The sequence below is a fragment of the Streptomyces sp. NPDC045021 genome (genome assembly GCF_056432645.1).
The window spans coordinates 341437-368244 of the sequence record NZ_JBWKIQ010000007.1; the positions used below are offsets into that span (position 1 = coordinate 341437).

32 protein-coding genes, 1 pseudogene and 1 riboswitch are annotated in these 26808 nt (G+C 70.9%); of the genes and pseudogenes, 19 read left to right on the forward strand and 14 right to left on the reverse strand.

Translation table 11 applies throughout. The features are described 5' to 3' along the window. Positions 1–14 precede the first annotated feature (14 nt). Complete coding sequence (locus tag AC07DC_RS23015; protein WP_478916298.1) at positions 15–761, forward strand: cobalt-precorrin-6A reductase; 747 nt, start codon at positions 15–17, stop codon at positions 759–761. A gap of 31 nt (positions 762–792) precedes the next feature. Here the strand turns inward: AC07DC_RS23015 and cobF are convergent, their stop codons facing one another. Together cobF and AC07DC_RS23025 are read right to left on the reverse strand one after the other, a co-directional pair. Then, positions 793–1581 carry a precorrin-6A synthase (deacetylating) gene (gene cobF, locus AC07DC_RS23020; protein ID WP_478916299.1) on the reverse strand — a complete coding sequence of 263 codons (789 nt, stop codon included), beginning with the start codon at positions 1579–1581 and terminating at the stop codon, positions 793–795. An 81-nt stretch (positions 1582–1662) separates the two neighbouring features. After that, positions 1663–1773, reverse strand: a pseudogene (locus AC07DC_RS23025) (DUF4430 domain-containing protein); the annotation flags it as partial. Between the two features lie 319 nt (positions 1774–2092). Next, positions 2093–2282, forward strand: a riboswitch (cobalamin riboswitch). Positions 2283–2467: 185 nt separating this feature from the next. Here AC07DC_RS23025 and metE point away from each other — a divergent pair. Further along, entirely contained in the window at positions 2468–4786 is a 2319-nt protein-coding gene (metE, locus tag AC07DC_RS23030; protein ID WP_478916300.1) for a 5-methyltetrahydropteroyltriglutamate--homocysteine S-methyltransferase, read from the forward strand. 131 nt (positions 4787–4917) lie between these two features. Here the strand turns inward: metE and folE are convergent, their stop codons facing one another. The 3 genes from folE to AC07DC_RS23045 form a co-directional block, all read right to left on the reverse strand. Next, positions 4918–5556 (reverse strand): GTP cyclohydrolase I FolE, encoded by a 639-nt coding sequence (folE, locus tag AC07DC_RS23035; RefSeq protein WP_478916426.1) that lies wholly within the window; start codon positions 5554–5556, stop codon positions 4918–4920. A 32-nt stretch (positions 5557–5588) separates the two neighbouring features. After that, positions 5589–6065, reverse strand: a complete 477-nt coding sequence (locus AC07DC_RS23040; protein WP_478916301.1) for a hypothetical protein — start codon at positions 6063–6065, stop codon at positions 5589–5591. 85 nt (positions 6066–6150) lie between these two features. After that, positions 6151–6666, reverse strand: a complete 516-nt coding sequence (locus AC07DC_RS23045) for a DUF2231 domain-containing protein (protein ID WP_478916302.1) — start codon at positions 6664–6666, stop codon at positions 6151–6153. Between the two features lie 127 nt (positions 6667–6793). Here AC07DC_RS23045 and AC07DC_RS23050 point away from each other — a divergent pair, with 127 nt between their 5' ends. The 3 genes from AC07DC_RS23050 (at position 6794) to AC07DC_RS23060 (ending at position 8535) form a co-directional block, all read left to right on the forward strand. Beyond that, complete coding sequence (locus tag AC07DC_RS23050) at positions 6794–7612, forward strand: helix-turn-helix transcriptional regulator (protein WP_478916303.1); 819 nt, start codon at positions 6794–6796, stop codon at positions 7610–7612. 164 nt (positions 7613–7776) lie between these two features. Beyond that, positions 7777–8187 (forward strand): hypothetical protein, encoded by a 411-nt coding sequence (locus AC07DC_RS23055; RefSeq protein ID WP_478916304.1) that lies wholly within the window; start codon positions 7777–7779, stop codon positions 8185–8187. Between the two features lie 153 nt (positions 8188–8340). Beyond that, positions 8341–8535: an antitoxin gene (locus tag AC07DC_RS23060; RefSeq protein WP_478916305.1), complete on the forward strand. Its 195-nt coding sequence runs from the start codon at positions 8341–8343 to the stop codon at positions 8533–8535. 48 nt (positions 8536–8583) lie between these two features. On the opposite strand, the gene AC07DC_RS23065 is transcribed toward AC07DC_RS23060, so the two are convergent. Next, positions 8584–9036 (reverse strand): DUF5990 family protein, encoded by a 453-nt coding sequence (locus AC07DC_RS23065; RefSeq protein WP_478916306.1) that lies wholly within the window; start codon positions 9034–9036, stop codon positions 8584–8586. Between the two features lie 162 nt (positions 9037–9198). Between AC07DC_RS23065 and AC07DC_RS23070 the strand changes: the two genes are divergently transcribed. From AC07DC_RS23070 to AC07DC_RS23100, 7 genes are all read left to right on the forward strand, one after another. Continuing rightward, complete coding sequence (locus tag AC07DC_RS23070; RefSeq protein WP_478916307.1) at positions 9199–9669, forward strand: CAP domain-containing protein; 471 nt, start codon at positions 9199–9201, stop codon at positions 9667–9669. Positions 9670–9791: 122 nt separating this feature from the next. Further along, positions 9792–10301, forward strand: a complete 510-nt coding sequence (locus AC07DC_RS23075) for an Asp23/Gls24 family envelope stress response protein (RefSeq protein WP_478916308.1) — start codon at positions 9792–9794, stop codon at positions 10299–10301. 34 nt (positions 10302–10335) lie between these two features. Beyond that, positions 10336–10536 (forward strand): hypothetical protein, encoded by a 201-nt coding sequence (locus tag AC07DC_RS23080; protein WP_478916309.1) that lies wholly within the window; start codon positions 10336–10338, stop codon positions 10534–10536. Positions 10537–10875: 339 nt separating this feature from the next. Beyond that, on the forward strand, positions 10876–11622 hold the full coding sequence (locus AC07DC_RS23085) for a GntR family transcriptional regulator (RefSeq protein WP_478916310.1): 747 nt from the start codon (positions 10876–10878) through the stop codon (positions 11620–11622). A gap of 182 nt (positions 11623–11804) precedes the next feature. Continuing rightward, positions 11805–12053: a hypothetical protein gene (locus AC07DC_RS23090; RefSeq protein ID WP_478916311.1), complete on the forward strand. Its 249-nt coding sequence runs from the start codon at positions 11805–11807 to the stop codon at positions 12051–12053. A 10-nt stretch (positions 12054–12063) separates the two neighbouring features. After that, on the forward strand, positions 12064–13299 hold the full coding sequence (locus AC07DC_RS23095; protein WP_478916312.1) for a flotillin family protein: 1236 nt from the start codon (positions 12064–12066) through the stop codon (positions 13297–13299). A gap of 275 nt (positions 13300–13574) precedes the next feature. Further along, positions 13575–13772: a hypothetical protein gene (locus AC07DC_RS23100; RefSeq protein ID WP_478916313.1), complete on the forward strand. Its 198-nt coding sequence runs from the start codon at positions 13575–13577 to the stop codon at positions 13770–13772. Between the two features lie 129 nt (positions 13773–13901). Here the strand turns inward: AC07DC_RS23100 and AC07DC_RS23105 are convergent, their stop codons facing one another. Next, the gene (locus AC07DC_RS23105) at positions 13902–14426 is read right to left on the reverse strand and encodes a universal stress protein (RefSeq protein WP_478916314.1); all 525 of its coding nucleotides are present in this window, start codon (positions 14424–14426) and stop codon (positions 13902–13904) included. 151 nt (positions 14427–14577) lie between these two features. On the opposite strand from AC07DC_RS23105, the gene AC07DC_RS23110 reads away from it, so the two are divergent. Both AC07DC_RS23110 and AC07DC_RS23115 read left to right on the forward strand, forming a co-directional pair. Further along, on the forward strand, positions 14578–14781 hold the full coding sequence (locus AC07DC_RS23110; protein ID WP_478916315.1) for a hypothetical protein: 204 nt from the start codon (positions 14578–14580) through the stop codon (positions 14779–14781). After that, entirely contained in the window at positions 14778–16322 is a 1545-nt protein-coding gene (locus tag AC07DC_RS23115) for a flavin-containing monooxygenase (RefSeq protein WP_478916316.1), read from the forward strand. The genes AC07DC_RS23110 and AC07DC_RS23115 overlap by 4 nt, the downstream gene beginning before the upstream one ends. Positions 16323–16358: 36 nt before the next feature. Here AC07DC_RS23115 and AC07DC_RS23120 read toward each other — a convergent pair whose 3' ends face one another. The 5 genes from AC07DC_RS23120 to AC07DC_RS23140 all read right to left on the reverse strand — a co-directional run bounded on the left by AC07DC_RS23120 (position 16359) and on the right by AC07DC_RS23140 (position 19833). Beyond that, positions 16359–16796 (reverse strand): hypothetical protein, encoded by a 438-nt coding sequence (locus tag AC07DC_RS23120; protein ID WP_478916317.1) that lies wholly within the window; start codon positions 16794–16796, stop codon positions 16359–16361. A 172-nt stretch (positions 16797–16968) separates the two neighbouring features. Then, on the reverse strand, positions 16969–17262 hold the full coding sequence (locus AC07DC_RS23125; protein WP_478916318.1) for a hypothetical protein: 294 nt from the start codon (positions 17260–17262) through the stop codon (positions 16969–16971). After that, positions 17262–18182 carry a phosphatase domain-containing protein gene (locus AC07DC_RS23130; protein WP_478916319.1) on the reverse strand — a complete coding sequence of 307 codons (921 nt, stop codon included), beginning with the start codon at positions 18180–18182 and terminating at the stop codon, positions 17262–17264. Before AC07DC_RS23130 ends, AC07DC_RS23125 begins: the two co-directional genes overlap by 1 nt. A gap of 6 nt (positions 18183–18188) precedes the next feature. Then, complete coding sequence (locus AC07DC_RS23135; RefSeq protein WP_478916320.1) at positions 18189–19394, reverse strand: RNA ligase; 1206 nt, start codon at positions 19392–19394, stop codon at positions 18189–18191. A gap of 109 nt (positions 19395–19503) precedes the next feature. After that, positions 19504–19833, reverse strand: coding sequence for a DHCW motif cupin fold protein (locus AC07DC_RS23140; protein ID WP_478916321.1), 330 nt, complete (start codon positions 19831–19833; stop codon positions 19504–19506). Between the two features lie 61 nt (positions 19834–19894). Between AC07DC_RS23140 and AC07DC_RS23145 the strand changes: the two genes are divergently transcribed. The 4 genes from AC07DC_RS23145 to AC07DC_RS23160 all read left to right on the forward strand — a co-directional run bounded on the left by AC07DC_RS23145 (position 19895) and on the right by AC07DC_RS23160 (position 24014). Then, positions 19895–20665 (forward strand): SGNH/GDSL hydrolase family protein, encoded by a 771-nt coding sequence (locus AC07DC_RS23145; protein ID WP_478916322.1) that lies wholly within the window; start codon positions 19895–19897, stop codon positions 20663–20665. Between the two features lie 78 nt (positions 20666–20743). Then, positions 20744–22177, forward strand: coding sequence for an adenylosuccinate lyase (gene purB / locus AC07DC_RS23150; RefSeq protein WP_478916323.1), 1434 nt, complete (start codon positions 20744–20746; stop codon positions 22175–22177). After that, positions 22174–22728: a G/U mismatch-specific DNA glycosylase gene (mug, locus tag AC07DC_RS23155; protein ID WP_478916427.1), complete on the forward strand. Its 555-nt coding sequence runs from the start codon at positions 22174–22176 to the stop codon at positions 22726–22728. Before purB ends, mug begins: the two co-directional genes overlap by 4 nt. A gap of 128 nt (positions 22729–22856) precedes the next feature. Continuing rightward, positions 22857–24014 (forward strand): ROK family protein, encoded by a 1158-nt coding sequence (locus AC07DC_RS23160; protein WP_478916324.1) that lies wholly within the window; start codon positions 22857–22859, stop codon positions 24012–24014. A gap of 101 nt (positions 24015–24115) precedes the next feature. On the opposite strand, the gene AC07DC_RS23165 is transcribed toward AC07DC_RS23160, so the two are convergent. Beyond that, positions 24116–24889 carry a GntR family transcriptional regulator gene (locus AC07DC_RS23165; RefSeq protein WP_478916325.1) on the reverse strand — a complete coding sequence of 258 codons (774 nt, stop codon included), beginning with the start codon at positions 24887–24889 and terminating at the stop codon, positions 24116–24118. Between the two features lie 210 nt (positions 24890–25099). Then, positions 25100–26032, reverse strand: a complete 933-nt coding sequence (gene sigJ, locus AC07DC_RS23170; protein WP_478916326.1) for an RNA polymerase sigma factor SigJ — start codon at positions 26030–26032, stop codon at positions 25100–25102. Between the two features lie 117 nt (positions 26033–26149). On the opposite strand from sigJ, the gene AC07DC_RS23175 reads away from it, so the two are divergent. Continuing rightward, the gene (locus AC07DC_RS23175) at positions 26150–26803 is read left to right on the forward strand and encodes an NADPH-dependent F420 reductase (RefSeq protein ID WP_478916429.1); all 654 of its coding nucleotides are present in this window, start codon (positions 26150–26152) and stop codon (positions 26801–26803) included. Positions 26804–26808 lie beyond the last annotated feature (5 nt).

The following is a 26808-nucleotide window of genomic DNA, read 5'->3' on the forward strand; positions in this document are numbered from 1 at the left end:
AGTGAACGGCGAAGGTGACACGACATGTGCTCATCCTGGGCGGCACCACTGAAGCGCGCCGTCTGGCGGCGGTGCTGGCCGCCGATCCCGCGCTGCGGGTGACCAGCTCGCTGGCAGGGCGGGTGGCCGAGCCGCGACTGCCCGCCGGCGAGGTGCGGATCGGCGGGTTCGGAGGGTCGGACGCGCTGGGCCGCTGGCTGGCCGAGCACGCCGTCGACGCGCTGATCGACGCCACCCATCCCTTCGCCGGCACCATCAGCTTCCACGCCGCGCAGGCGGCGGCCACCGCTGACGTTCCCCTGCTCGCACTGCGCCGTCCCGGCTGGGTGGCCGGCCGGGACGACCGCTGGCACCTCGCGGACTCCTTGGACGAGGCGGCCTCGATGCTCCCGGGACTGGGCCGGCGGATCTTCCTGACCACCGGCCGGACCGGACTGGCGGCCTTTGCCGGAACGACCGGTCTGTGGTTCCTGGTCCGCTCGGTCGATGCCCCGGAACCACCGCTGCCGGAGCGGGCGGAAATCCTGCTCGACCGGGGGCCCTTCACTCTCGAAGGCGAGGCGGAACTGCTGCGCCGCCACCGCATCGACGTCCTCGTCACCAAGGACAGCGGCGGACCGGCCACCGCGGCGAAACTCACCGCCGCCCGCGAGGCCGGTGTCCCGGTCGTCGTCGTACGCCGCCCGCCGGTGCCCGACGGGGTTCCCGTGGCCGCGACGCCCGAGGAGGCCGCCGCGTGGCTGCGCACCGTGCCGGTGTGACCGTCACGGCACCGGCGGCCGGGTCAGCGGCTCAGGCCCCGTCGTGGTCACCGGCGGGGGTCCGGCGCAGCAGATAGGTGTCCATGATCCAGCCCTTGCGCTCGCGGGCTTCGGCGCGCAGCGACTGGATACGGTCCGAGACGTCGGCCAGCCGTCCCGAGACGAGGATCTCGTCCGGTGTGCCCAGATAGGCGCCCCAGTAGATGGTGACGTCGGCACCGTCGTCCGGGAGGTGGGCGAAGGCCTGGTGCGCGTCGAGCATGACGACGACGTCGTCGGCTCCTTCGGGGAAGCCTGTGGACAGCTGCCTGCCGGTGGTGATCTGTACGGGCCGTGCGGGCCGGTTCAGCCCGGTGCGGTGTTTGGCGGCCAGCGCCGCGACGCTGCTGATGCCGGGGATCACCTCGTAGGCGAACTCGACCGTCCCGCGGCCGAGCACGTCCTCCAGGATGCCCAGGGTGCTGTCGTACAGGGCGGGGTCGCCCCACACCAGGAAGGCGCCGCACTGGTCGTCCGCCAGCTCCGAGACGATGAAGTGCTCGTAGATGTCGGCCCGGCGATGGCGCCAGTCACCGACGGCCGACGCGTAGACCGGGGACGGCGCCGTACGGTCCCGGTCCGGGTCCTGGGCCGACACCAGCCGGTGCGGGCGCGTCACATGCTGTTCGATGATGTCGTGGCGCAGTTGGACGAGATCCGACTTCTCCTCGCCCTTGTCCAGGACGAAGAACACGTCGACCTGATTGAGCGCCTTGACCGCCTGCAGCGTCAGATGGTCCGGGTCGCCCGCGCCGATACCGATGACAAAGATCTTCCTCACGGGATCGAGTCTGCACCATACGGTCGGGGCCCGACGCCGCCGGGGGCGGCCTGCGGGCGGCCGCCCCCGGCGGGCCGGGTGTCAGAACGCGGTCAGGGTGAAGACGACCTTGTCACCGGTCCTGATGCGGAACTGGCAGCCGCCCACGGGGCTCGGGGTGCCGTTGACGGAGATGTTCCAGTACTCGGTGGCGCCCGCGGTGTCGGCGGCGAACGAGCACGTACGGCGGGCTCTCCGACTCGCAGCGCGGAACGCTGCTCACGGTTGCAGGTCAGCGCCGGATTCCCACCGGCTTTCCCCTCCCGCGGACGCATGAGGTTGTCGGCCCCGCCGCCCGTCGGACGGCCGAGGCCGGTCGCATCGTACGACCCGCCGCGCCTCGCGCACACCCCTGTTCCCGTGCGTTCCAGGCAGCCGTGGGGCCGGGACGAGGCGGTGTCTCATCTCACCGTCCGGTAGATGAACAATGCTGACCCGACCGCGGTTTTGGCCATAAGCTGGAAGGTGCAGCTGGTTCGCCCTGTCCGCCAGACAGGCGCGTCGCAAGAGGGAACCCGGTGAGATTCCGGGACTGCCCCGCAGCGGTGAGTGGGAACGACCGCCGTCATACGCACTGGGACCCGAGTGGGGATCTGGGAAGCGACGGCCAGTAGGTGTCTCGTGTCCGTACGAGACGCGCCCGCGAGTCCGAAGACCTGCCACTGCCCGCGCGCCCCCAACGGCGCACGGTGATTCCGGTGACCTCGAGGGCGGGTCGGAGTACACATCAGGCGGGCACGTGCGGCGTTTCGGCGCTTCAGCGACGTGGTTCCCGTCCGGTCTGTGGTCCCTTCGCGCCGTCGACTCTCCCGGGGTCGTATGGGAAATACTCGCGAAGGAGAGTTCCATGACCAGCACTTCCTCCACCGCACGGTCCACCGTGCACGGCTACCCCCGGCAGGGCCGGAACCGGGAGCTGAAGAAGGCGATCGAGGGCTACTGGAAGCGCACCGTCAGCGCCGACGCCCTGCGGAACGCGGCCGCCGAACTGCGCCGCACCAACTGGCGCCGGCTCGCCGACGCCGGCATCCAGGAGGTCCCGACCGGCGACTTCTCGTACTACGACCATGTCCTGGACACGAGCGTCATGGTCGGCGCGATTCCCGCCCGGCACCGCGCCGCGGTCGGCGCCGACGCCCTGGACGGGTATTTCGCGATGGCCCGCGGCACGCAGGACGTCGCGCCGCTGGAGATGACCAAATGGTTCGACACCAACTACCACTACCTGGTGCCCGAACTGGGCCCGGACACCACCTTCAACGCCGACTCCACCAAGCAGGTCGCCGAACTGAAGGAAGCACTCGCGCTCGGCCTCACCGCGCGCCCGGTGCTCGTCGGTCCGATCACGTACCTCCTGCTGGCCAAGCCCGCGCCAGGCGTCGCGGCGGACTTCGAACCGCTGACGCTCCTCGACCGGCTGCTGCCCGTGTACACCGCGGTGCTCGCCGATCTGCTCGCCGCCGGAGCCGAGTGGGTGCAGCTCGACGAGCCGGCCCTGGTCCAGGACCGCACCCCGGCGGAACTCAACGCCGCCGCCCGCACCTACCGCGTGCTGGGCGGTCTCACCGACCGGCCGAAGCTGCTGGTCGCGTCCTACTTCGACCGGCTGGACGAGGCCCTGCCGATCCTGGCCAAGGCTCCCATCGACGGGCTCGCGCTGGACTTCACCGGCCCCGCCGCGGCCAACCTCGACGACCTCGCGGCCGTCGGCGGGCTGCCCGGCAAGCGCCTGCTGGCGGGCGTCGTCAACGGCCGCAACGTCTGGATCAACGACTACGAGAAGTCGCTGTCCGTCCTCGGCACGCTCCTCGGCCTCGCCGGACGCGTCGACGTGGCCTCCTCCTGCTCCCTGCTGCACGTCCCTCTGGACGCCACGGCGGAACGGGACATCGACCCGCAGATCGCCCGCTGGCTGGCCTTCGCCCGCCAGAAGACCGCCGAGATCGTCACCCTTGCGCGCGGACTCTCCCGGGGCACCGACACCATCGCGGCCGAACTCGCCGCCAACCGCGCCGACCTGGCCTCCCGGGCCGGCTCCGCCCTCACCAACGACCCGGCCGTCAGGACCCGGGCCGCGGCCGTCACCGACAGCGACGCCCGCCGCTCCCAGCCCTACGCGAAGCGGGCCGCCGCCCAGCGCGCCCACCTCGGACTGCCGCTGCTGCCGACGACCACGATCGGCTCGTTCCCGCAGACCACAGAACTGCGCACCGCGCGGGCCGATCTGCGGGCCGGGCGCATCGACACCGCCGCGTACGACGCCCGCATCGAGACCGAGATCCGCGAGGTGCTCTCCTTCCAGGAGAAGGCCGGCATCGACGTCCTGGTGCACGGTGAACCCGAACGCAACGACATGGTGCAGTACTTCGCCGAGCAGCTGACCGGCTATCTCGCCACCCAGCACGGCTGGGTCCAGTCCTACGGGACCCGCTACGTCCGGCCGCCGATCCTCGCCGGGGACATCTCCCGCCCCGAGCCGATGACGGTGCGCTGGACGCGGTTCGCCCAGTCGCTCACCGACCGCCCGGTCAAGGGCATGCTCACCGGGCCCGTCACCATGCTCGCGTGGTCCTTCGTCCGCGACGACCAGCCGCTCGGCGACACCGCCCGCCAGGTCGCGCTCGCCCTGCGCGACGAGGTCAACGACCTGGAGGCGGCGGGCAGTTCGGTGATCCAGGTGGACGAGCCCGCGCTGCGCGAGACGCTGCCGCTGCGCGCCGACGGCCATGCCGAGTACCTCGGCTGGGCGACCGAGGCGTTCCGCCTCACCGCCGGCGGAGTCCGTCCCGACACCCAGATCCACACCCACATGTGCTACGCGGAGTTCGGTGACATCTTCCGGGCCATCGACGATCTGGACGCCGATGTCATCAGCCTGGAGGCCGCCCGCTCCCACATGCAGGTCGCGGGCGAGCTGGCCGTCGCCGGCTATCCGCGCGAGGTCGGTCCCGGCGTCTACGACATCCATTCCCCAAGGATCCCCAGCGCGGCCGAGGCGGCGGCCCTGCTGCGCAAGGGCCTTGAGGCGATTCCCGCCGAGCGGCTGTGGGTCAATCCGGACTGCGGTCTGAAGACCCGCGGCTGGCCGGAGGTCAGGACCTCCCTGGAGAACCTCGTCACCGCCGCCCACGAGGTGCGGAGCACGCTGCCCACCGCGGCTTCCTGATCCGGCCGTGGCCGGGGCGGACACCCCAGGTGCCCGCCCCGGCCACGCAGGTCACGCCCACACACCTCATGACCACGCAGGGTCACGGCCACGCAGGCCACGACCGGCACGGGTTCATGACCGGCACGGGTTCATGACCGACCGTGAACGCCCGTCAGAGCGAGGAACTCGCTGCGGGAGCGCGGATCGTGGCGCAACAGGCCCAGCAGGGTGGAGGTGATCGTGCTGGAGCCGGTCGCCTGCACTCCCCGCAGGGTCATACAGGTGTGCTCCGCCTCGATGACGACGCCGACGCCCTTGGGATCGAGTTGGGTCTGCAGCCAGTCGGCGATCTGCTTGGTGAGGCGCTCCTGGACCTGCGGGCGGCAGGCGAAGTGCTCGACCACCCGCGCCAGTTTGGACAGGCCCAGGATCCGCTGCCCGGGGAGATAGCCGACGTGGGCGGTGCCGACGAACGGCAGGATGTGGTGTTCGCAGACCGACCGCACGGGGATGGAGCGGGCGAGGACGAGTTCGTCGTAGCCCTCGTCGTTCGGGAACGTGGTCAGGTCGAACGGCCGGGGGCTGAACATCTCCGCGTACGCGCGGGCCATCCGGCCGGGGGTGTCCCGCAGCGACTCTCCGGCGGTGGGTACGCCCAGCGCCCGCAGGAACTGGCCGGCGGCCTGTTCCGCGGCGGCCAGGTCCACACCGGCCGTCTCGCTCACCACATGCAGGGCGGCAGGCAGACGTACCGGTGCCTCCTGCCCGGCGTCGACGGTGAGCCCCATCGGCGCTGCGGGGCTGTGCTGGTGGTACGGCATCAGTTGCCTCCCGAACTCAGTGCGCTCAGCAGCACCAGGACGAGAGTGATCACGGCGAACAGGCCGTGTCCCAGAACGACCGCGATGGGGAAACTGCGCTCGGCCGGCCCGTCCTGACCCGCGGCGGCGGGTGCGGCGGGCGGGACCGTCCCAGGTGCCTCGGTGGCGGATCCCGCCGCGGCCCGCGCCCGGTACACGGGGATCCAGCGGGCGAACATGGCGAACCCGAGCAGGGCGACGGGCAGCAGCAGACCGAAGGCGGTCCAGGCCAGCGCCCGGTTGTCCACCACGACGTAGGCGATCCACACCACCAGGCCGATCGCGGCGAGAGCGAAGTGGCCGAAGACGACCGGGGCGGGCAGGCGGCTGGTGCCCTCGCGCGCCTGCTGGATCCCGCCGCGCGCGATCCAGGTGCCGAGCATGTAGAAGCCGCCGAGAGCGGTGAGCAGCCAGGTGACGAGTGCGGCGATGGGCATGGGGGCTCCGTGAGTTGGTGGCGGGGGCGGATGTGAGGGGTGACGGTCTGCGGGGCGACGGTCTGCGGGGGGACCGGGAGGGCGCCTACGGGGTGAATCCCTCGGCCTGGGTGGACTCGTCCGCGACGCGGACCCCGTAGCGGTAGGCGAGCTTCCCGCCGAGGTATCCCGAGGCACCGAGCACGGCCATGGAGAGCGCGGAGAGCGTGAACATCCCCGCGCCGACATGACCGGTCCGGCCGGAGTCGGCGTGACGCCACAGGAAGTTGCCGGCGTAGGCGGCCGTGACGAGCAGGTTCAGCGTCATGTGCACGAGACCGACGCGGAAGGCGCGGGTACCGGGGGGGATCGCGAACAGGTCAAGGAATCCGACGGTCGCGGCCGCGAGCGCGCCGATCACCCCCAGGGCGATCAGCCACATCGAACCGCGGACGAGGAACTCGGGATCGTCCACCGCGAAGGACGCGGCGTCGAAGACGAGGCTGCCCACCCAGGCGCCGATCGGCACGGTGACCAGCATCGGATGGAGGGGATGCCCGTAGGGACCGGCCAGCAGTGCGCTCACCGGCCGCTTCGACCGCAGATGTGGCTCGCTCGTCATGACAGGCTCTCCTCGCATCTATTTCACTAACGAGTATTGGACTTATTCGCCCACGGAGTCAAGCAGCCAGGGAAGCAGTCGAACCGAACACAGTTACGGCCACGTCCATAGGCGTTACTGTGGGAATGTGGCCATCGATCCGACGTCATCAGAACCCTCGTCCGACGCCCGCGTGGAAGCCGTCGCGGCGCTGGCGGACGATCAACGCCGCCGGATGTACGGCTTCGCACGCCGCGTCCGGCGCCCCGTCACCCGCGAGGAAGCGGCCGCCGACGCCGGGATCTCGGTCAAGCTGGCCGCCTTCCACCTCGACAAGCTCGTCGCGGCCGGACTGCTGAGGGCCCGCTACGAGAGCCCGGGCGGGATCCGCAAGGTCGGACGGAAGCCGAAGGTCTACGAGCCGACCGACGACGACATCCGCGTCAGCATCCCCGAGCGCCGGCCCGACGTGATCGCCGAGATCCTCATCGACGCCGTCATCGCCGAGGAGCCGGGGGAGGGCGCCCGCGCCGCCGCACTGCGCACGGCACGGCGGCGCGGCGAAGATCTCGGAGCGGCCGAACGCGCCCGCACCCACCCCGGGCGGCTCGGCCCCGAACGCTCGTTGAGCGCCACCGAGGCGGTACTGGAGCAGTACGGTTTCGAGCCGGAGCGCCAGGCGCCGACGAGGCTGCGACTGCTCAACTGCCCTTTCCACTCGCTGGCCGCCCGCTCGCCGGAACTGGTGTGCGGGATCAACCACGCCTTCCTCGGCGGCTTCCTCCACGGTCTGGAGACCACCGGCATCGACGCCGTCCTGGCTCCCTGCCCCGGCCGGTGCTGCGTCGAACTGCGCGAGCAGTCCGACGACGCGGCCCCCTGCGACCCCCTGACGGAGGGCTGCGGCAGGGACGACACCCGCACCCCGCCGGCCGGCGCATCCGCAGACGGGGAATCGGCGCGCTAGCGCAGCGCCGCTCGCCGGAGCGCAGGAGACCGCTCCCGTTCATCCTTTCGGGTTAAGCAAGGAATGTTTGTCCCAGACCGCATCAAGAGGGGCGCTCTGATGGGGGCGCCGCGCCGACCGTCGCGGACGCGGCTCCGGACAGCGATCGAACGAGGTGCGGGGGAATGGGCTCTGTTGCTCTGGGCGTCTGGCTGCTCACCGCCTCCCTGGGGGCTTACCTGTTCACGATCTGGCTGCGCCACGGCGGCCTGCGGCAACGCGAGGCCGGCGTCACCCGGTTACCGGTCTCCCTGATCCTGGGACACATCCTGCTGGCCGTGGTCGGCCTGGCCGCGTGGGCGGTCTACCTCTTCGGGGATCTGAAGGCATCCGCCTGGGCGGCCTGCGGCGTGGTGCTCGTCGTGGCTTCGCTGGGCCTGATGATGCTGTTCCGCTGGCTGCCCAGCCCGGGCCGCCACGCGCACGGCGAGCAGACCGCCGAGCGGCACTTCCCCCTCACCGCGGTCGTCGCGCACGGATTCTGCGCGGTCGTCACCGTCCTCCTGGTTCTGGGAGTGGCGATCCACGCGGCCTGAACCCAAGGCGCGAAGGGCCCCATCCCGCGCCCGTCGACCGGTGCCGACCCCCGGGACACCCCGCCGGTGGCCCCGACGCCTGGTGCCCGGAATGCGAACCCTGTCCTCTGCGTAGATCCTGAAGACGTTGTCCATCACGCGAGGAGGTCCGACATGTCCATGCTCGACAAGATCAAAGGCATGCTCAAGGGTCACGAGGATCAGGCGAAGCAGGGCGTCGAGAAGGGCGGCGACTTCGTCGACCAGAAGACGCAGAACAAGTACACCGGCCAGGTCGACACGGCCCAGGAGAAGCTGAACGAGCAGATCGGCGGCAACCCTCCCCCCACCGACGAGGCAGGCAGGTAACCGGCCGGCGCAGACCAGGGCGTGCGGCCGTGCCCCAGCCCCCACCCGTCAGCGGGCAGTGACAATGCTCCAGGTCACGCGGGGCGGGTGAACGGAGGCGCACAGCGGCAGGCCGAAACCGTCGGTCAGTCCCAGTTCCGCCCGGAGGCAGCCGCCTCCGTCGCGGGCGGCCGCCAGGTCCTCGGCGGAAATGTCGCCCAGGTGGAGCTTGGCCCGGCGGAACATCGTGAACGCTCCGCCGGGCGGTTGTTCGCCCCACGTCAGATAGAGGAACCGGCCGCCGCGGCGGCCCTGGACATGGGGCCCGCGGAAGTCGGCCGTCCCGTCCGGCGTGGTGAGCAGGGTGACCGGGGTTTCGAAGACCACCTCAGCGGCATCCGCGGACACCACGGCGTCCGGCAGCGCCCCTCGCTGGATCCCGACATGGACGTCCTTGTGGTCGCCGCAGGCGGCACCGGGCAGCCCCCGGCCCACGATGCGCACCAGTACCTCCGCCATCATCCGGCTCCTCGTCCATGAGTCCCGCACACCGAGGTCTCCACCGTACGGCGAGCAACTGACAGCCCTCGGAAGGTGCGCCCCGTGATCCCTCGGCTCGGGCCCCCGTCGTCCCGTCCCGTCCGGCCGCCCCGGCGGCGTCGGCCGCGAACCGCCGCATGGGTGGTGGCGGCAGCTCTTCTGGCGGGCGCGGCAGGGAGTTGCAGCGCCGTCGCGGCGCCGCGCCCGCTCGCCGGTACCGCCATGGCCGGCACGGACTGGCAGGTCCGCCAGATCGTGAGCATCGTCAACGCGGAACGCCTGAAGCACGGCTGCCGGCGCGTCACGGCGAACGCGAAACTCATGGCGGCCGCCCAGGCGCACTCCGACGACATGGCCGCCCGCGACTACTACCAGCACGCGACGCCCGAGGGCACCGAACCCGGCGCCCGGCTGACGTCCGCCGGCTATCCGTGGAAACGGTGGGGCGAGAACATCGACAAGGGCGCCAAGGATCCCCGGGCGGCGATGGCCGCGTGGATGAACAGCGCCGCCCACCGCTCCAACATCCTGGACTGCGCTTTCCAGGAGATCGGCGTCGGGGTGAGCATGCGCCCGAACGGCCCATGGTGGACCCAGGACTTCGCCACCCGATGACCCCGGGCCGCACCCCCGTCGTATCGCCGCCCACCCCGCCGCCGGCCGCTCTCCGCGCGCGATGTCGGCGACCCGTGCATAGCGTGGGTTATAGAGCAGCCCACACGAAGGGACGACTCACGATGAGTGACAGCACACCGCGGAACAGGCCCGGATCCGACCGCTCCGACGCCGGGAGCGGAGGCGGGGCGCAGGACAGGGGCGCCAAGTCCTTGGGCAAGCAGCCACCGCGCGGAGATGCGGGGTCACGTGGCCGGACCACCATCGCCGACGGAGTGGTGGAGAAGATCGCCGGGCTGGCCGCCCGCGAGGTGCTCGGCGTGCACGCCATGGGCACCGGTCTCTCCCGCACCTTCGGCGCCGTGCGCGACCGGGTGCCGGGCGGCGGCAAGTCCGCCACGCGCGGCGTGAAGGCGGAGGTCGGCGAGGTCCAGACCGCACTCGACCTCGACCTCGTCGTCGACTACGGCGTCTCCATCGTCGATGTCGCCAACGCGGTGCGGGAGAACGTGATCGCCGCGGTCGAGCGGATGACCGGTCTCGAGGTCGTCGAGGTCAACATCGCGATCGGCGACGTCAAGCTGCCGGACGAAGAGGACGAGGACGACGAGCGGGAGCAGCGCGTCCAGTGAGCGGCCTTCCGGAGCGGGAGACGGTGGGCGGACGATGAGCATGTCCCTGGTCGGACTCGCCGTGGGCATGGCCCTGGCCTTCGCCGGGTACTTCGGCGGTTTCGGCGCGTTCCTGCTCGTGGCGGCGCTGGGCGCCATCGGCTTCGTGGCCGGGAAGTTCCTGGACGGCGATCTGGACCCCGACGAGTTCTTCCGCAGCCGCAGCCGCGAGCGGGACAGCGACCGCCTGCGCTGACCGGGCCTCAGGGCTGGGTTGGGCCGTCGGCGGGCGACCGCGGCTGCGGCCGCGAACCTTACGGAACGTGCGCGCAGCCGGGCACCGGGCAGAGGTGCACCACCCCTTACACCCCCGGCAATGCGCTGGTCACCTTGCGGGGATCCGCCATTGGCATGCTCGATCGTCGACAAACCGCGCGGCCCGGTGGATCGGGTCCGGTAACTGCGAGTTCGCGCCAATACCTGGCGTACCGACGAGTAACCCTCGCAACAGGTATAGACCAATGATAGAGATGGGGAACGGATCTCACATGTGCGATCACCATGCGTCACTCCCCATGGGAAGGGATCACCCGCTGTGCCCCGTTCCTCCCGTTCCGCCCCGCCCGCACGTCCGCTCTATCAGCGGATCGCCGACCAACTCCAGTCCGAGCTCGACAAGGGCCGGATAGCGCCGGGCGACCGACTGCCCGCCGAGCGTCTGCTGGCCGACCGCTTCGGCGTCAACCGGCAGACCGTACGCCAGGCCCTGCAGCTCCTGCGTGACCGCGGCATGGTCACCACCGGACGCAGAGGCACCCGCGCCGCGGTCGTCCCGGCGGAGATACCGGGCCAGTTGATCGATACGGCGGTCGTCCCTGTCCAAGGGTTCGAGGGCAGTTTCGGCGTGCTGCGCACCGCGCCCGCGCCCGTCGACATCGCCTGCCTGCTCGGCCTCAGCCCGGGCACCCCCACACTGGTCCACCAACGGGTCGAGCAGGCGCCCGGGGCCCAGTTGGCGAACGCGACGTCGTACTTCTCGCCGGTCGCGCTCGCCGAGATCCCGCGACTGGCCGAGCACCGCCGCGCCTCGCCCGAGCCTCACCGCGGCAACCTGCGCGGCCTGTACCAGTGGATGATCGACGCCGATCTGCGCCCCTTCCGGCGCGACACCATCGCCCTCACCCCGGTCCACAACCCCCGCCCTGCCGCGACGAACCAGGCGAAGCTGACCATCCGCCGGACCATCGCCGACCAGCACGGCCGCCTCCTCGAAGTGACCGACCTCCAACTGCCACCCGGCCCGGCCCAACTCGTCTACGAGTTCGCCCTCCCCGTCACCTGACCGGTGGGGCCGCGAAGTCGTCCGCCTGGGGGCCGCGAGCGCCGGCCCGGACCCCGTACGAGGCGGCTGACCCGCCCGGACCTCCCCGCACACGACCCACCGGGTGCCCGAGGATAGGCCGCCGGTTGCCGTGGGGCTAAGGTCAATATTCCAGGACCACCACGACGAAGGGGCAGTCGGCAATGGCGCAGGACGAGGCCGTTATCGGCTGCACGGGAGAACTTCTGATCGGCACGCGTGGATCCGCCGGACCCGGCGAGATCCTGGTGCGGGTCAGAGGGGGAACCGAGACCTTTCTCGCCTGGTCCGAGGAGCCCCTGCCGAGAGGGACGATCGTGCTCGTGATCGAATCCCGCGGATCCCGGCAGGTCGGCGTCATCGAGTGGGCAGATCCCCTGGATGCGTTGGGCGGCGTCACCGACGCCCCTTAAGGAGACGAAAATGTTCGGTTATCGCGTTCCCGCCCCCGACGAGGCGATGCTGATTTCAGGCGGCAGGCGGGGACTGGAAGGTGCGCCGTTCCGCGTGGTCACCGGCCACGGAAAGTTCGTGCTCCCCGTCTTCCGCAAGACCCGCTTCCTCACGCTGGCGATGTGCGAGGCCGAGGTCGCCGAGACCTGCGTGACCAAGCAGGGCATCGCGCTGACGGTCCGGGCCGTGATCGCCTTCAAGGTCGGCAACGACCGGGAGAGCATTGTCAACGCCGGTCAGCGGTTCCTCTCCGACCAGGACCAGATGTCGGTACTGACCGGCCGGATCTTCGCCGGACACCTGCGATCCATCATCGGCTCGATGACGGTCGAGGAGATCGTCACCGAACGCCAGAAGCTCGCCACCGAGGTCCTGGAGACCTCCAAGACCGAGATGGCCAAGATCGGCCTGACCGTGGACTCGCTGCAGATCCAGTCGATCGACGACGGCAACACCGGATACATCGCCGCGATGGCCGCACCGCACAAGGCGGCCATCCAGCGCCAGGCCCAGATCGCCCAGGCCCAGGCCACCCAGGCCTCGGTCGAGGCGGAGCAGGTGGCCGCACGCAACCAGGCCGAGTACGCGCGGCAGACAGCCGTGGTCAAGGCCGAGTACTCGGCCCAGGTGGACCGCGCGCAGGCGGAGTCCGCACAGGCCGGCCCGCTGGCGATGGCCCACGCGCAGCAGGAAGTGCTCATCGCCCAGACCGAACTGGCCCAGCGCCAGGCCGAGCTCCGGCAGCAGCAGCTGCGGGCCGAGATCGTGAAGCCCGCCGAGGCCGAGGCCGAACGGATCAAGGTGCTGGCGATTGCCGAGGCCGAGCGGATGAAGATCCAGGCCGAGGCCGCGGCCTCGTACGACCGGGTGGCGCTGGACCGGATGCTGATCGACCAGCTGCCGCTGATCGTCAAGGAGGCCGCCGGCGGCCTCGCAGGCGCCAACGTCAACGTCCTCAACGGCGCCGACGGCCTCAGCGAGATCGCGGCGGGCCTGGTCGGCCAGGGCCTGACCATCCTGGACTCGGTCCGCAAGAACCTGAGCGGCTCCACCGAGTACCCGCGTCCGGCCAAGGACAACGGCCTGCTGGAGCTGCAGGGTTACCTGAAGCCCGGCGGAGGCACCGCAGAGTCGGCGAAGCCGAAGCCCACCGAGAAGGAGACCGGCCCGGAGAAGCCGACCGACGGCCCGATCACCATCGACTAGGGGCCGGGGCACAACCGAACATCCACGACGGGACCCGCGGACGGGGGCTCAGCCCCCGCCCGTGAGCCGGCTGCGTACCGCGATGGTCATGACCGCCGCCTGGAGCGCCCTGCTCGTCATGGCGGTACCCGCAAACGCCGGTGCCGTATCGGGTCCGCGCCTCGCGGACCCCGAACACCTGGCGCCCGGTGTTCGGTACACGTCCTTTTCGGTGCCCGCGTCCCACGGCACGGCGCACGGCCAGCCTCCTGACGGTCGATCTGGACGACGTGCGGGTGAAGGTCGAGCTGCTGCGACCCGGCACGACCGGCGCGCTGACCGGCGGCCGGGCGCCGGTGTCACGGCTGGCCGACGCGAGCGGCGCGATCGCCGCCGTCAATGGCGACTTCTTCAACATGGAGGAGGAACAACCGGGCGTGCGGCCGACCGGATCCGCCGTGGGCCCGGCCATCGCGGACGGACGGCCACTGTAGGCCGCCGTCCCGGACGGCCAGCGCTCCGGCCCCGAGCGGGTACCGGGGTCGACCACCGAGAGTGTGCTGGGCATCGGTGTCATCTCCTCCGCGTGACGACAACACCGCCCGAACGCGCAAGGGCGGCGTTCACGCCCCAGGGTGCTCGGGGCCGTGGTGCTCCGGCCCGTGGTGCTCCGGCGGAGGCGGGATCGAGCCGAGACCGGGTGCCGATTCCGGCCACACCAGCAGCACGGGACAGGGCGCGTGATCGACGACGAAGCGGGCGGCGGGCCCCAGACTGCGCGGCCCCAGACGGTGGCGGTCGCCGTCCCGCGCGCAGATCAGCAGCTCGGCGCCCTCCGCCTCCCGGACCACCTCACGCTCGACGCGCCCGTGGACCTGCAACCGGGCCGCCGGCCGGCCGAGCCGGTCGGCCGCCGCTTGCAGGAGTTCGGCGCCGGCCGTCGCGGACAGGGCCTCCAGATAGTCGCCCGGATCGCGCTCGCGGTGGCCCCGGCCGAGCAGACCCGCGAACGCGCCGTGCGCGGCGGCCTCGACGTCGTCACCGGTGACATGGAGCAGGGTGAGGTCCGCCGTGTCGGGAACGTGCGAGCGGGCAGCATCGACAGTCGCCTGCCAAGCGCCCTCGGTGATCCAGATGATCGCGGTCACAGGTCGTCAGGCCTCCGGTCGTCGAGCTCCGGTCTTCTACGGCGTCGCTCACAGTGCCACAGCGGCGGCCCGCCGCGCCGGAAGTGGCGTCCCTTAGCCTGGAGGGGCTATGGCGCATGCCGGGCCGTGAGCGGAATGTCGGAGTATGCAGATGAAGCAGATGAAGAAGAACCCGTGGCTGTTGCTCGCCCTGCCCATCATTCCGCTGGTGGCCCTGCTGCGACGGTTCCGCCGCCGGGTGCGCCCGGGCGGCGCAGGCCCCGGCGGTCCGCCGCCCGCCGGCGTCCGCGAGCCGCGCAGGCCGAAGCCGTCGCCCCCCGCGGCAGCGCTCTCCCGCTCCGAGCCGGGTGCGTGACGCCCCCGACGGGCGACGACGCGCCCACGGAACACGTCGACGTACTGATCGTCGGTGCCGGCCTGTCCGGCATCGGCGCCGCCTGCCACCTCCGGCGGGACACCCCGGGCAGAACCTTCGCGATCCTGGAGGCCCGGGAGGCGATCGGCGGCACCTGGGACCTGTTCCGCTACCCCGGCATTCGGTCCGACTCCGACATGCACACGCTGGGCTACACGTTCCGGCCGTGGACCAGTGCCAAGGCGATCGCCGACGGGGACGCGATCCGCGAGTACGTCCGCGACACCGCCCGCGAACACGCGGTGGACGGCGCGATCCGCTTCCGCCACCGGGTGGTCCGCGCGGACTGGTCCTCGGCACAGGCGCGGTGGACCGTACAGGTCCAAAGAACCGAGACCGGCGAAACGGTACGCATGACCTGCGCGTTCCTCTTCGTCTGCTCCGGCTACTACCGCTACGACCAGGGCTACACACCGGACTTCCCCGGCACCCAGGACTACACCGGCACGATCGTGCACCCCCAGCACTGGCCGGCGGACCTGGACTACGCGAGCAAGCGCGTCGTCGTCATCGGCAGCGGTGCCACCGCCGTCACCCTCGTACCGTCGATGGCGGCGACAGCCGGCCATGTGACGATGCTGCAGCGCTCGCCGAGCTACGTGCTGTCCATGCCGTCCCGCGACGCCCTCGCCGAACGGCTGCGCCGCCTGCTCCCCGCGAAGGCGGCCTATCCGGCCATCAAGTGGAAGAACGTCCTGCTCGCCACCCTGAGCTTCCAACTCAGCCGCCGCGCCCCCCGACTGCTCAAGGCCCTGCTGCGCAAAGGCGTACGGAAGCAGCTTCCGCACGGCTACGACGTCGACACGCACTTCGCCCCCCGCTACAACCCGTGGGACCAACGACTGTGCCTCGTCCCGGACGGCGACCTGTTCAAGGCCGTCAGCGACGGCCGGGCGTCGATCGTGACCGACCGCATCGAGACCTTCACCGAGAACGGGCTGCGCCTGAAGTCCGGCGCCGAGCTCGACGCGGACATCGTCGTCACCGCGACCGGACTGAACCTGCTGGCCATCGGCGGCATCACCCTCGCCGTCGACGGCACCGAGATCGACCTCGCCGGGACCGTGGCGTACAAGGGCATGATGCTCTCCGGCGTACCGAACTTCGCCCTCGCCCTCGGCTACACCAACGCCTCCTGGACCCTCAAGTGCGACCTGGTCAGCCAGTACGTGTGCCGACTGCTCAACCACATGGACGCACACGGATACCGGGCCTGCACCCCGCTGGCCCCGGAGCCTTCGCTGCCCCTGCAGCCCCTCATCGACCTGCGGTCGGGCTACGTACAGCGCAGCGTCGGCGCACTGCCCAAGCAGGGACCGACCGCACCCTGGCGGCTCCACCAGAACTACCCGCGCGACATCCTGATGCTGCGCCGCGGCCCGCTGGAGGACGCCGGCATCCGCTTCACCCGCCGGCCGGAGCCTGAGCCCGGGCCTCAGGAGCGGCCCCGGCCGCAGGCTCAGCCTCAGAAACTTCCGTAGTTCACCTGCCAGGTCGGCAGACCCATAAGACGCCAATTACTCAACCTTGAGGGCAGCCATCCGTTCGCGGCGTTCGACAATCCAGGCCGGGAGGCGGTGGCCTCTGGCGTTGCGCGGCCAGTCGTCAGCGGCAGCGTGGACCTCTTTGACGAGCACCGGAAGGCGCTCAGCGACCTTCTGGAACCAGCTCGGAATCCACTCGGCAAGTTCGTCGAGAGTGCGGTTGTTCTTCACGCTGTTCACGCGCGCACAGCACAGCACCACGTTGCCGACCACGTAGCCCTTGGACGAATCGACTCGGTCGATCGAGACGCCGTATGGATCGCGGCCGGTGCCATACCCCATCAACATGGGCTTGTCTGTGTAGAAGCACGCCGCTCCCTGCCAGTGCCAGAGAGCCGCTAGGTAGCCGTTCGGCAAGTCGTACTCAATCAGTTGGCGGCTGGGACGCATCCCGCGCTCGCCGTTGGCCATACGGCGCTGTCGGTCGTTGAAGTAAGACTCCGGCGTGGCTCCCAGAGCCTTCCTCGCATCCTTTGCGCGGCAGGCCCGGCAGATGGACAGTCTCCGACCGTCGATGCGCCCCCGCACAAAGGGGAACTGAGCATTGAGTTGAACGGTCTCGCACCTGCGACAACGGGAGCGTTCATCGTCCACCCGCTCGGGGGGGAACGCCGCGCGATAGGTGGGACACAAGGCCCATCTTCTTCAGTCGATAGGCGACGGTCTTGTGCGCGCAACCGACGACGGCGGCGATATCCCGGTTCGTCAGCCCCTTTTCGTAGGCGGCACGGATCTTCTCTGACAGGCCGGGGAGCCGCTGGTGGCGGCACTCGTTGCACTTGCATCCCTTGCGCTCAGCCCTCCGGAAGTTGTCGCGGTGCTTGTAGCTGATTCCCGCACCACACGACGGACACTTCCTCACGAGCTGGTCGGCCATCAGAAATTCCCGTAGTTCACCTGCCAAGTTGACAGTCCGATGTTCCTCCAAAGTTTAATGCACCTGTCCCTGTCATCCAGGCAAACCCGTACGTTGTAGCGGTGGCGGACGTGCGCGTCGAACAGTTCGGCCTTGACGATGTCGTCACGGCGCGAGTCACCGGCGGCCCGCATCCACAGCTCGTCGCACGGCACCGCGTGTGCCGTGATCCAGGCCTCCGTCCGGTCGCGGTACTCCTCGCCGCGGCCGGACAGCAGCACGATCCGGTCGCCGTTCGCCTTCTGAAACGCGATGAGGGCGTCGCGGACCGAGGTGTTCAGGCCGTCCTGCTCGCAGCGGGTGAAGTCGTACGGGCCGCGGTGCTGGTTGATCGCGAGCGTGCCGTCGATGTCGCACATCACCGCGGCGGGCAGGGTCTCGTCCGCGACGTAGGGCAGGACGGCCGGGGTGTCGTTCATCCAGTCGTCGGTGAGCCGCCAGCCGCTGCGGGTGGACTTGGTGTGCTTGTCGTTCAGGAGGCGGATGATCTCCTCGCCCACGGGGTTGTCCCGGGCGGCGTCGCGACGCAGGCACTCCTCGAGCGGCACGTCGGTGAAGTCGTGGACGACGAAGACGGCCAGCCCTCCGACGGCGGCCTTGAGCCGCTTGGGGATGTTCGGCGTCAGATGGGTGTTGTCGACGACGACGTCGAATCCGGCGGCGATCGTCTCCCGCACGGCGGCGTCCTGGATGGCGAGGACTGTCTGCTCGTGGTCGTGCGACCACACCCGGCCGCCCCGGCTCCCGCCGTCGCCGAGCATCACCCGCAGGTCGTCGAGGTTGACGCGCCGGACGCGGCCGTCGGAGTCGGCGCACAGCTTGCGGGCGGCGGTGGTCTTCCCGGAGGCGGGCAGACCGGTCATGACGTGCACGGTGGGCATCGGGGTTCAGCCTTCTTCGTCGTTGGTGAAAGGGTCGGAGGGACCGGGCTTGATCGCCCGCCAGAACTGTAGATCGACGTTCTGGCCGTCGAGCAGCTGGAACATGGTGCCGCGCACCGTCCGGTCGCTGATCCGCTGGGCGGCGCGCGCGAAAGCGGCCCGGTCGTGGCCGAGCGGCGCCAGGGCCGCGAACTCCGCGCGGGCGCTCGCGGCCAGCGCTTCGGCCTGCGCCTCGAGCCCTTCCACGATCCCCCGCACCCAGGTGTCGAACTCGTCCGGGACCTGTTCGAGCAGTGCGTCGAGCGGACCGGTGCCACTCGCCGCGTAGGCGGCCAGTTCCTCGGCCTGGCAACCGAGGGTCTGGGTGAGGCGCTTGGGATCGCGGTCGGCGAACCGCTGGATGCCGAGGCTGCGCCAGATGTCCCGTTCGGTGACACCGGTGATGACCTTGTGCAGACGCACGTAGTCGGCGGTCTTGGCCTTCGTCCGCACCCCGGACGCGAACCGCAGGACGTAGCCCTCGGCGTCCGTTCCCGTGACCTCCTGACCGTCGATCCGGATGTTCTCGGCGGTCATCGCGAGCAGCCGCGCCAGATCGGGCGCGGGCCAACTGCGCACCACGGAGCCGATCGGCTGCCACTCCTGCGCGACCTCGGCGAGGACGCGCTCGGTGCCGTCCTGCGCGTACGCCGCGAGCAGCACGAGGTCGCGCCGCTGGCCGTAGTTCACGACGATGCGGTTCTCGGGGTACAGGATCTCGACGAGGTAGGTGCTCCGTGGATCGAGCGCGCCGGTGTCGGCGGCACGCAGCCGCCGCGTCGCCCAGGTGGCCTGTTCCGAGGTGAACGAGCCCTTGGAGGCGACGTGCCACCGCGCGTCGTAGTGGAAAACGATGCCGAGTGATCCGTCAATTTTGTCGTAGACCTCGAACGGCTCGACGGGCAGCGCGGGCGCGTAGGGCAGCCCGAGTCCGTGCTCTCCGACGTTGAAGAACTTCTCGAACGGCCATGCCACGATCGCACCGGTCTCGTCGTCGGCCACCAGTCCGCGGCACCGCGTGGTGACGTCGTTCCAGGCGCGCTCGTACTGGCACATGCGCGTGTAGGTGTAGATCGAGAGGGGCAGTTCGGGGTGCTGTCTGCGCGAGACGTGTCCCGACTCGATGGCGGCGAGGAGGTCTTCGCGCTTGACGAGGGTGTCGAGGTCGGTCACGGCTGCTCCTGGTCGGGTCATGGGTGTCTGGTGGCAGCGTGACCGGTATCGATGGTTCGTGCGACGGAATTTTGATCGCCCACCGATCGCGGTCGGTCGGCACGGGTTCCTAGTCGACGACGAACAGCCGGGCGCCCTCCCGGGTGCGGGAGCGGTGCGGTGCGGTGTCGTGTCCGACCTCGTAACTGCTGCCCGCGTGGAGGGTGACCGTTTCGCCGTTGGCGAGTTCGGTGGTGAGGGTGCCTTCGAGCACCAGCAGGATGTGGCCGCGGCTGCACCAGTGGTCGGCCACGTAATCGGGGCTGTACTCCACCATCCGGACGCGGACGGACCCGAATTCGCGGGTGCGCCAGGTCGCGCTGCCCGAGTCACCGGGGTGTTCGGTCGCCGGGACCTGCGACCAGTCGGTGGTCCCGAAGGGTATGTCGGCCATGTCCATCCGGGGAGCCTATCCAGCGGCGTGTGACGGGCCCGTCCGGGGCGGGTAGGATCGCGGCGCCATGCAGATGAATGTCACGTACACCAGTTTCGTCGCGGTCGGCGACTCCTTCACCGAGGGCATGTCGGACGCTCTCCCGGACGGTTCGTACCGGGGATGGGCCGATCTGGTCGCCGCGCGGCTCGCCGCCCGCACCCCGGGCTTCCAGTACGCCAATCTCGCTGTGCGGGGCAAGCTCATCCGGCAGATCGCGGACGAGCAGGCGGACGTGGCGGCCGGGATGGGCGCCGATCTGGTGACGCTGGTCGGCGGCCTCAATGACGTGCTGCGTCCGAAGTGCGACGTGGACGTCGTCTGCGCGGACCTGCAGCGCGCCGTGGAGAGGCTCGCGCCGAGCTGCAAGCAGCTGGTGCTGATGCACAGCCCGGCCCGGCGCGGCCCGGTGGCCGCCCGGTTCCTGCCGCGGATGGAGCAGCTGTACGCGTTCATCGACGCCCTCGCGGAGCGGCACGGCGCGGTGGTGGTGGATCTGTACGGCGCCGAGGTGCTGGGCGATCCACAGATCTGGGCCGACGACCGGCTGCATCTGAACGCCGAGGGCCACCGCCGGGTGGCCGAGGCGGTCTGGCAGGCGCTGGGCCACGAGGCGGAGTCCGACTGGACGGAGCTCCTGCCGCCCGCGGTGCCGCCCGGCTGGGTGACGCGACGCGGCGCCGACCTGCGGTTCACGCGCGAGCACCTCGTGCCGTGGATTGGCAGGCGGCTCACCGGCCGCTCCTCGGGGGACGGTATGCCGCCCAAGCGCGGCGAGCTGCTCCCGTACGAGGAGTGACCGGGGCGGGGAAGGGTCCGCGGGGGCGGATCCGGCCCGGGCGCTGGCCTGAGCCGACGCGCAGTAGACTCTCTGCACGTGACTGCTAAGCCTCGTATCCCGAACGTCCTGGCCGGCCGCTACGCCTCTGCGGAGCTCGCCACCTTGTGGTCCCCCGAGCAGAAGGTGGTGCTGGAGCGCCGCCTGTGGCTCGCCGTCCTGCGGGCGCAGAAGGACCTCGGTATCGAGGTGCCGGAGCAGGCGCTCGCCGACTACGAGCGGGTGCTCGAACAGGTCGACCTCGCCTCCATCGCCGAGCGCGAGAAGGTCACCCGGCACGACGTGAAGGCCCGTATCGAGGAGTTCAACGCTCTCGCCGGGCACGAGCAGGTCCACAAGGGCATGACGTCGCGCGACCTCACAGAGAACGTCGAGCAGCTGCAGATCCGGCTGTCGCTCGAGCACGTCCGTGACCGTACGGTGGCGGTGCTGACGCGGCTGGGGAAGCTCGCGGCGGAGTACGCCGAGCTGGTCATGGCCGGCCGTTCGCACAATGTCGCGGCGCAGACCACCACCTTGGGCAAGCGTTTCGCGACGACCGCGGACGAGCTGCTGGTCTCCTTCGAGCGGGTCGAGGACCTGCTGGGCCGCTACCCGCTGCGCGGCATCAAGGGCCCGGTGGGCACGTCGCAGGACATGCTGGACCTGCTGGGCGGCGACACGGGAAAGCTCGCCGAGCTGGAGGACCGGATCGCCGGGCACCTGGGCTTCTCGCGGGCGTTCACCTCCGTCGGCCAGGTCTACCCGCGCTCGCTGGACTACGACGCGGTGACCGCGCTGGTGCAGCTGGCCGCGGCTCCCTCGTCGCTGGCCAAGACGATCCGGCTGATGGCCGGGCACGAGCTGGTCACCGAGGGCTTCAAGCCCGGCCAGGTCGGCTCGTCCGCGATGCCGCACAAGATGAACACCCGCTCGTGCGAGCGCGTCAACGGCCTCGCGGTGATCCTGCGCGGCTACGCCTCGATGGTCGGCGAGCTGGCGGGCGACCAGTGGAACGAGGGCGACGTGTCCTGCTCGGTGGTGCGCCGGGTCGCACTGCCGGACGCGTTCTTCGCCTTCGACGGCCTGCTGGAGACGTTCCTGACGGTGCTGGACGAGTTCGGCGCCTTCCCGGCCGTCATCGCCCGCGAGCTGGACCGCTACCTGCCGTTCCTGGCCACCACGAAGGTGCTGATGGGCGCGGTGCGTGCGGGTGTGGGCCGCGAGATCGCGCACGAGGTCATCAAGGAGCACGCGGTGGCCTCGGCGCTGGCGATGCGCGAGAAGGGCGCCGAGCGCAACGAGCTGCTGGACCGGCTCGCCGAGGACGAGCGGATGCCGCTGGACCGGGCGCAGCTGGACGCGCTGATGGCCGACCGGCTGTCCTTCACCGGTGCGGCGGCCGGGCAGGTCGCGGTGGTGGTGCAGCGGATCGCCGAGGTCGCCGACCGGTACCCGAAGGCGGCCGCGTACGTGCCCGGAGCGATCCTCTGACGCCGGAGGAACTCGAAGCCGCCCGCGATCGCACCGTCGAGGACGTGGTCGCGGGCGGCTTGCGTGTGCTCTTCTGCGGGATCAATCCGGGCCTGTTGTCCGCGGCGACCGGCCATCACTTCGCCCGGCCGGGCAACCGGTTCTGGCCGGTGCTGTACGCCTCGGGTTTCACCCCGCGGCTGCTGCTCCCCTCCGAGCAGCGCGAGCTGCTGTCGTACGGGCTCGGCATCACCAATGTCGCGGCGCGGGCCACGGCGCGGGCCGACGAGCTGAGCGCCGCGGAGATGGTGGAGGGCGGCCGGATCCTGGACGCGAAGGTGCGGCTGCTGGAGCCCGGCTGGCTGGCGGTGGCCGGCATCACCGCCTATCGGGTCGCCTTCGGTGAGAAGGACGCCCGGATCGGCCCGCAGGAGCGGACCATCGGCCGGACCCGGATCTGGGCGCTGCCGAACCCCAGCGGCCTCAACGCCCACTGGACGGCCGCGGCCATGGCGGAGGAGTTCGGACGGCTGCGCGCGGCCGCCGACGACCCGGATTCGGCTGGCCGCTAGGGACTTGAGGGTGCTGCCACTGCGCTCCGGCGGCGGCCGGCGCGGCGCGGGCTGCAACGGCACTCGCCGCGCGGCCGCTGGCCAGGTACGATCCGCCCACGTACAGGCGCCGGCTGGGAGGACATACGTTGGGGCGGCTCACCGGCGGGGATCCATCCCTGCTGCGACGGATCAATTCCGCGGTGGTCCTCCACGCGCTGCGCGGGTCCCAGACCCCCACTCTGACCGAGCTGGTGCACACCACCGGCCTCTCCCGGCCGACCGTCGAGGGTGTCATCGAGGGGCTGACGGAGTCCCGCCTGGTGGTGGAGGCTCCTGCCGAGCCCGGTGACGCCCGTAAGCAGGGCCGGCCGGCCCGCCGCTTCCGCTTCCATGCCGAGGCGGGCCATCTGCTGGGCATCGAGATCGGCGCGCACCAGGTGCGTGCGGTGCTGTCCGACCTCAGTGGCCAGCTGCTGGGCTCGCTGGGCCATGACGTGGCGGAGTCGGCGTCCGCCGACGACCGTCTGGAGCGGGTCCGCGGCACCGTCGCCGAGCTGCTGCGCAAGTGCGGGGTGGCGCGCAGCACGCTGTGGGCGGTGGGTGTCGGCAGTCCCGGCATCGTCGAGGCCGACGGCGCGGTGCGGTTGAGTACGGCGCTGCCGGGGTGGACGGGGCTGCCGCTCGGGGAGCGGCTGCAGCGGTCGTTCCGCTGTCCGGTGCTGGTGGAGAACGACGCGAATGTGGCGGCCGTCGCCGAGCACTGGAAGGGCGTCGGCATGGGGACCGACGACATGGTCTTCGTGCTGGCCGGGCTGAGCCCGGGTGCAGGTTCGCTGATCGGCGGCCGGTTGCACCGCGGTTTCGGCGGCGCGGCGGGCGAGATCGGGGCCCTGCACCTGCTGGGCCAGGAGGTGACGCCGGAGCATCTGCTGTCGACGACGGGGACGCCCCTGCATCCGCTGGACGAGTCGGCCGTCGCCCGGGTCTTCGCGCTCGCCAAGGGCGGCGATGTGCAGGCCAAGGAGGCCGTGGACCGGTATCTGCGGCGGCTGGTGCACGATGTGGCGGCTCTGGTGCTGGCCCTCGACCCCGAGCTGGTCGTGATCGGCGGCTGGGCGGCGGGCCTGGACGGCGTCCTGGAGCCGCTGCGCGACCAGCTGGCGCGCTACTGCCTGCGGCCGCCCGAGGTGACGCTGTCGGCGCTGGGCCAGGAGGCGATCGCCACCGGTGCGCTGCGGCTGGCGCTCGACCACGTCGAGGAGCAGTTGTTCGCCGTCGAGCAGACCTCACTCCCCCGACGCTGAGCCGCCGGCGGACGGCGTACTCCCGACAGCACTGAGCACCGGAACCCTCACGGGACCGGTGCTCATGCGCGCGAGATGCGTGCGACGTCGCTTGCCGCGGGTCAGGACGCCTGGCGGCGCTCCTGCTCCTCGTGGGGGGTGACCACCACGGCGCCGGAGTCACCGAAGGTGAGCCGGCAGGTGTCCGCGCGGTAGGTGGAGATCGCGACGGCGGCGACCTGGCCGGCGGCGAAGTAACGCGTGGTGACGACGAGGACCGGAGCGCCGGGCAGGCGGTCGAGCTGCTTGGCGTCCTCGGCGCGGGCCGAGCCGAGCTCCACGGCGCGGTCCTCGCCCTCCAGGTCCAGGCGCTGCAGCTCCCGCAGGACGGCGGGCGCGTGACTCGCCGGCGACAGCAGGCCGGGCAGCCCGGGGACCGACTCGGCGGGAACGTAGAGCAGTTCGGTGGCGACCGGCTGGCCGTTCATGACGCGCTCGCGGCGGATGGTGTGCACCGGCAGCCCGCGGGCGCTGTCGAAGAGCCGGGCGACGGCGGCCGGGGCGAGCGCCTCGGCGCAGCCGATCGTGCGCCACGCGTCGTTGCCGATACCGGGCCAGGCGTTGTGCGACGGTCCGACGGCCACGCCCATGCGGGGCGGGGCGACGGTGGTGCCGACGCCGCGGCGGCGCTGCAGCCGGCCTTCCAGCTCGAGCTGCTCCAGCGCCTGGCGCAGGGTGGCTCGCGCGACACCGAAGCGGGCGGCGAGGTCGCGCTCGTTGGGCAGGATCTCGCCCACCGAGAACTCGGAGTCGAGCGCGTCGTTGAGCACGGTCTTCAGGTGCCAGTACTTCGGCTCCTGAACCTCCTGCGTCGCCTCGAGCTGCGTGGTCCCCACCCTGTCCTCGCAATCGCTGGGCCCTGCGTGGGCCTTGTTCAGCCTTGTTTCGGAACCCCTATTTATTAAAGGTCCTTGCACTACTAAGGCGACGATAGGGCGGGCCTCCCCCTTGGTCAAGACCAATCATCGTTCCGGTCCGGACCAGGGGACGCCGGGTACGCATGACGTTCATGTGATGTTGATGCCGCGCCACAGGAGCGCGGATCGTTACGGAGCGTCGCCGTCGGCGGGTGGCGCGGGCGGCAGCACTCCGGAGAGCTTCTCCGGGTTGGTGAGCAGGTAGACGCAGGTGACCAGGCCGTCGGTGACTTCCAGTGACAGGACGGTGTGCGGCCGGCCCTGCGAGGTGATGAGCAGCGCGGGCGTTCCGTTGATCTCCTGGAAGACGTAGCCGGGCTCGGGGAGCTCGTCGCGGGTGACGGCGTTCAGGAAACGGCCGACCTTCTCCGCGGTCTCGAGGATGCGCAGCGGGGCCTTCTGCACTCCGCCGCCGTCGCCGACCAGGCGCACGTCGGGGGCGAGCATCGCCAGCAGTCCCTGGAGGTCGCCGCCGACGCACGCGGCGAGGAACCGTTCGGTGACCTGGGCGGTCTCGGCCCGGTCGGCGTCGAAGCGGGGGCGCCGTTCGTCGACGTGGCGGCGGGCGCGGGCGGCCAGCTGCCGCACGGACGGCTCGGAGCGGTCGAGGATCGCGGCGATCTCCGCGAAGGGGTAGCCGAACGCCTCGCGCAGCACGAACACCGCGCGCTCCAGCGGGGACAGCGATTCCAGCAGGACGAGCATCGCCAGCGAGACGGACTCCGAGAGCAGGACGCGGTTCTCCGCGTCGGGCACGGTCTTCTCGAAGTCGGTGACGACCGGTTCCGGCAGCCACTGGCCCACGTACGCCTCGCGCCGCGACTGTACATGCCGCAGCCGGTCGATGGCGAGCCGGGTCACCGTCCGCACCAGAAAGGCGCGCGGTTCGCGGACCTGGGTGCGGTCCACCTCGGCCCAGCGCAGCCAGGCCTCCTGGACGACGTCCTCGGCGTCGGCGAAGCGGCCGAGCATCCGGTAGGCCACTCCCGTCAGGGCCGTGCGGTGCGTTTCGAAATCCGCAGCGGCGGCTTCCGCGGACTGGGTCGTGTGTGCGTCACTCACACCTCACATCCCACCCGACCGGCCGTGCCGATGTCCAGGCGGGGCCGCGTCGACGGAGACACAATGAGGCGGGCCGCCGCCGCGGCGGCCGTGCAGGGAAACCGAGAGGGCAACCGTATGCGTTACGCGGTACTGGGTACGGGCGAGGTCGGCCGGACGATCGCGGGCAAGCTGGTCGCGCTGGGCCACGAGGTGACGCTGGGTTCGCGCACGAAGGACAACACGGCCGCGGTGGCCTGGGCGCAGGAGGCCGGGCCCGGTGGGCACAACGGCACCTTCGCGGACGCGGCGGCCTTCGGCGAGGTGGTCGTCAACGCCACCGGGGGCATGGTGTCGTTGACGGCGCTGGAGGCGGCGGGATCGGCGAACCTGGCCGGGAAGCTGCTGATCGACGTCGCCAATCCGCTGTCGTTCGCCGACGGGGAACTGGTGTTGGACCCGGTCGGCTCCGACAGCCTCGGTGAGCGGATCCAGCGGGCCTTCCCGCAGGCCAAGGTCGTGAAGACGCTCAACACGGTCAACTCCGCGGTGATGGTGGATCCTTCGCGGGTGCCGGGTGAGCATGTGCTGTTCCTGAGCGGGGAGGACGCGGCGGCGAAGGAGCAGACCGCCGCGCTGCTGGCGGAGTTCGGCTGGCCGCGCGAGCGGGTCGTGGACCTCGGCGGGATCACGTCGGCGCGCGGTACCGAGGCGTACCTGCTGCTGTGGGTGAAGACCATGGGCGCCCTGGGGCACGCCGACTTCAACATCACTCTGCAGCGCGGTCATTGACACCA

Excerpts from the sequence above, each read along its gene's own strand:
- metE (WP_478916300.1), top strand. The coding sequence starts at position 2,468 with ATGACCAGCACTTCCTCCACCGCACGGTCCACCGTGCACGGCTACCCC.
- folE (WP_478916426.1), bottom strand. The coding sequence starts at position 5,556 with ATGGGGCTCACCGTCGACGCCGGGCAGGAGGCACCGGTACGTCTGCCT.
- AC07DC_RS23040 (WP_478916301.1), bottom strand. The coding sequence starts at position 6,065 with ATGCCCATCGCCGCACTCGTCACCTGGCTGCTCACCGCTCTCGGCGGC.
- AC07DC_RS23045 (WP_478916302.1), bottom strand. The coding sequence starts at position 6,666 with ATGACGAGCGAGCCACATCTGCGGTCGAAGCGGCCGGTGAGCGCACTG.
- AC07DC_RS23055 (WP_478916304.1), top strand. The coding sequence starts at position 7,777 with ATGGGCTCTGTTGCTCTGGGCGTCTGGCTGCTCACCGCCTCCCTGGGG.
- AC07DC_RS23060 (WP_478916305.1), top strand. The coding sequence starts at position 8,341 with ATGTCCATGCTCGACAAGATCAAAGGCATGCTCAAGGGTCACGAGGAT.
- AC07DC_RS23065 (WP_478916306.1), bottom strand. The coding sequence starts at position 9,036 with ATGATGGCGGAGGTACTGGTGCGCATCGTGGGCCGGGGGCTGCCCGGT.
- AC07DC_RS23075 (WP_478916308.1), top strand. The coding sequence starts at position 9,792 with ATGAGTGACAGCACACCGCGGAACAGGCCCGGATCCGACCGCTCCGAC.
- AC07DC_RS23080 (WP_478916309.1), top strand. The coding sequence starts at position 10,336 with ATGAGCATGTCCCTGGTCGGACTCGCCGTGGGCATGGCCCTGGCCTTC.
- AC07DC_RS23090 (WP_478916311.1), top strand. The coding sequence starts at position 11,805 with ATGGCGCAGGACGAGGCCGTTATCGGCTGCACGGGAGAACTTCTGATC.
- AC07DC_RS23095 (WP_478916312.1), top strand. The coding sequence starts at position 12,064 with ATGTTCGGTTATCGCGTTCCCGCCCCCGACGAGGCGATGCTGATTTCA.
- AC07DC_RS23110 (WP_478916315.1), top strand. The coding sequence starts at position 14,578 with ATGAAGCAGATGAAGAAGAACCCGTGGCTGTTGCTCGCCCTGCCCATC.
- AC07DC_RS23120 (WP_478916317.1), bottom strand. The coding sequence starts at position 16,796 with ATGGCCAACGGCGAGCGCGGGATGCGTCCCAGCCGCCAACTGATTGAG.
- AC07DC_RS23125 (WP_478916318.1), bottom strand. The coding sequence starts at position 17,262 with ATGGCCGACCAGCTCGTGAGGAAGTGTCCGTCGTGTGGTGCGGGAATC.
- AC07DC_RS23130 (WP_478916319.1), bottom strand. The coding sequence starts at position 18,182 with ATGCCCACCGTGCACGTCATGACCGGTCTGCCCGCCTCCGGGAAGACC.
- AC07DC_RS23140 (WP_478916321.1), bottom strand. The coding sequence starts at position 19,833 with ATGGACATGGCCGACATACCCTTCGGGACCACCGACTGGTCGCAGGTC.
- AC07DC_RS23145 (WP_478916322.1), top strand. The coding sequence starts at position 19,895 with ATGCAGATGAATGTCACGTACACCAGTTTCGTCGCGGTCGGCGACTCC.
- AC07DC_RS23175 (WP_478916429.1), top strand. The coding sequence starts at position 26,150 with ATGCGTTACGCGGTACTGGGTACGGGCGAGGTCGGCCGGACGATCGCG.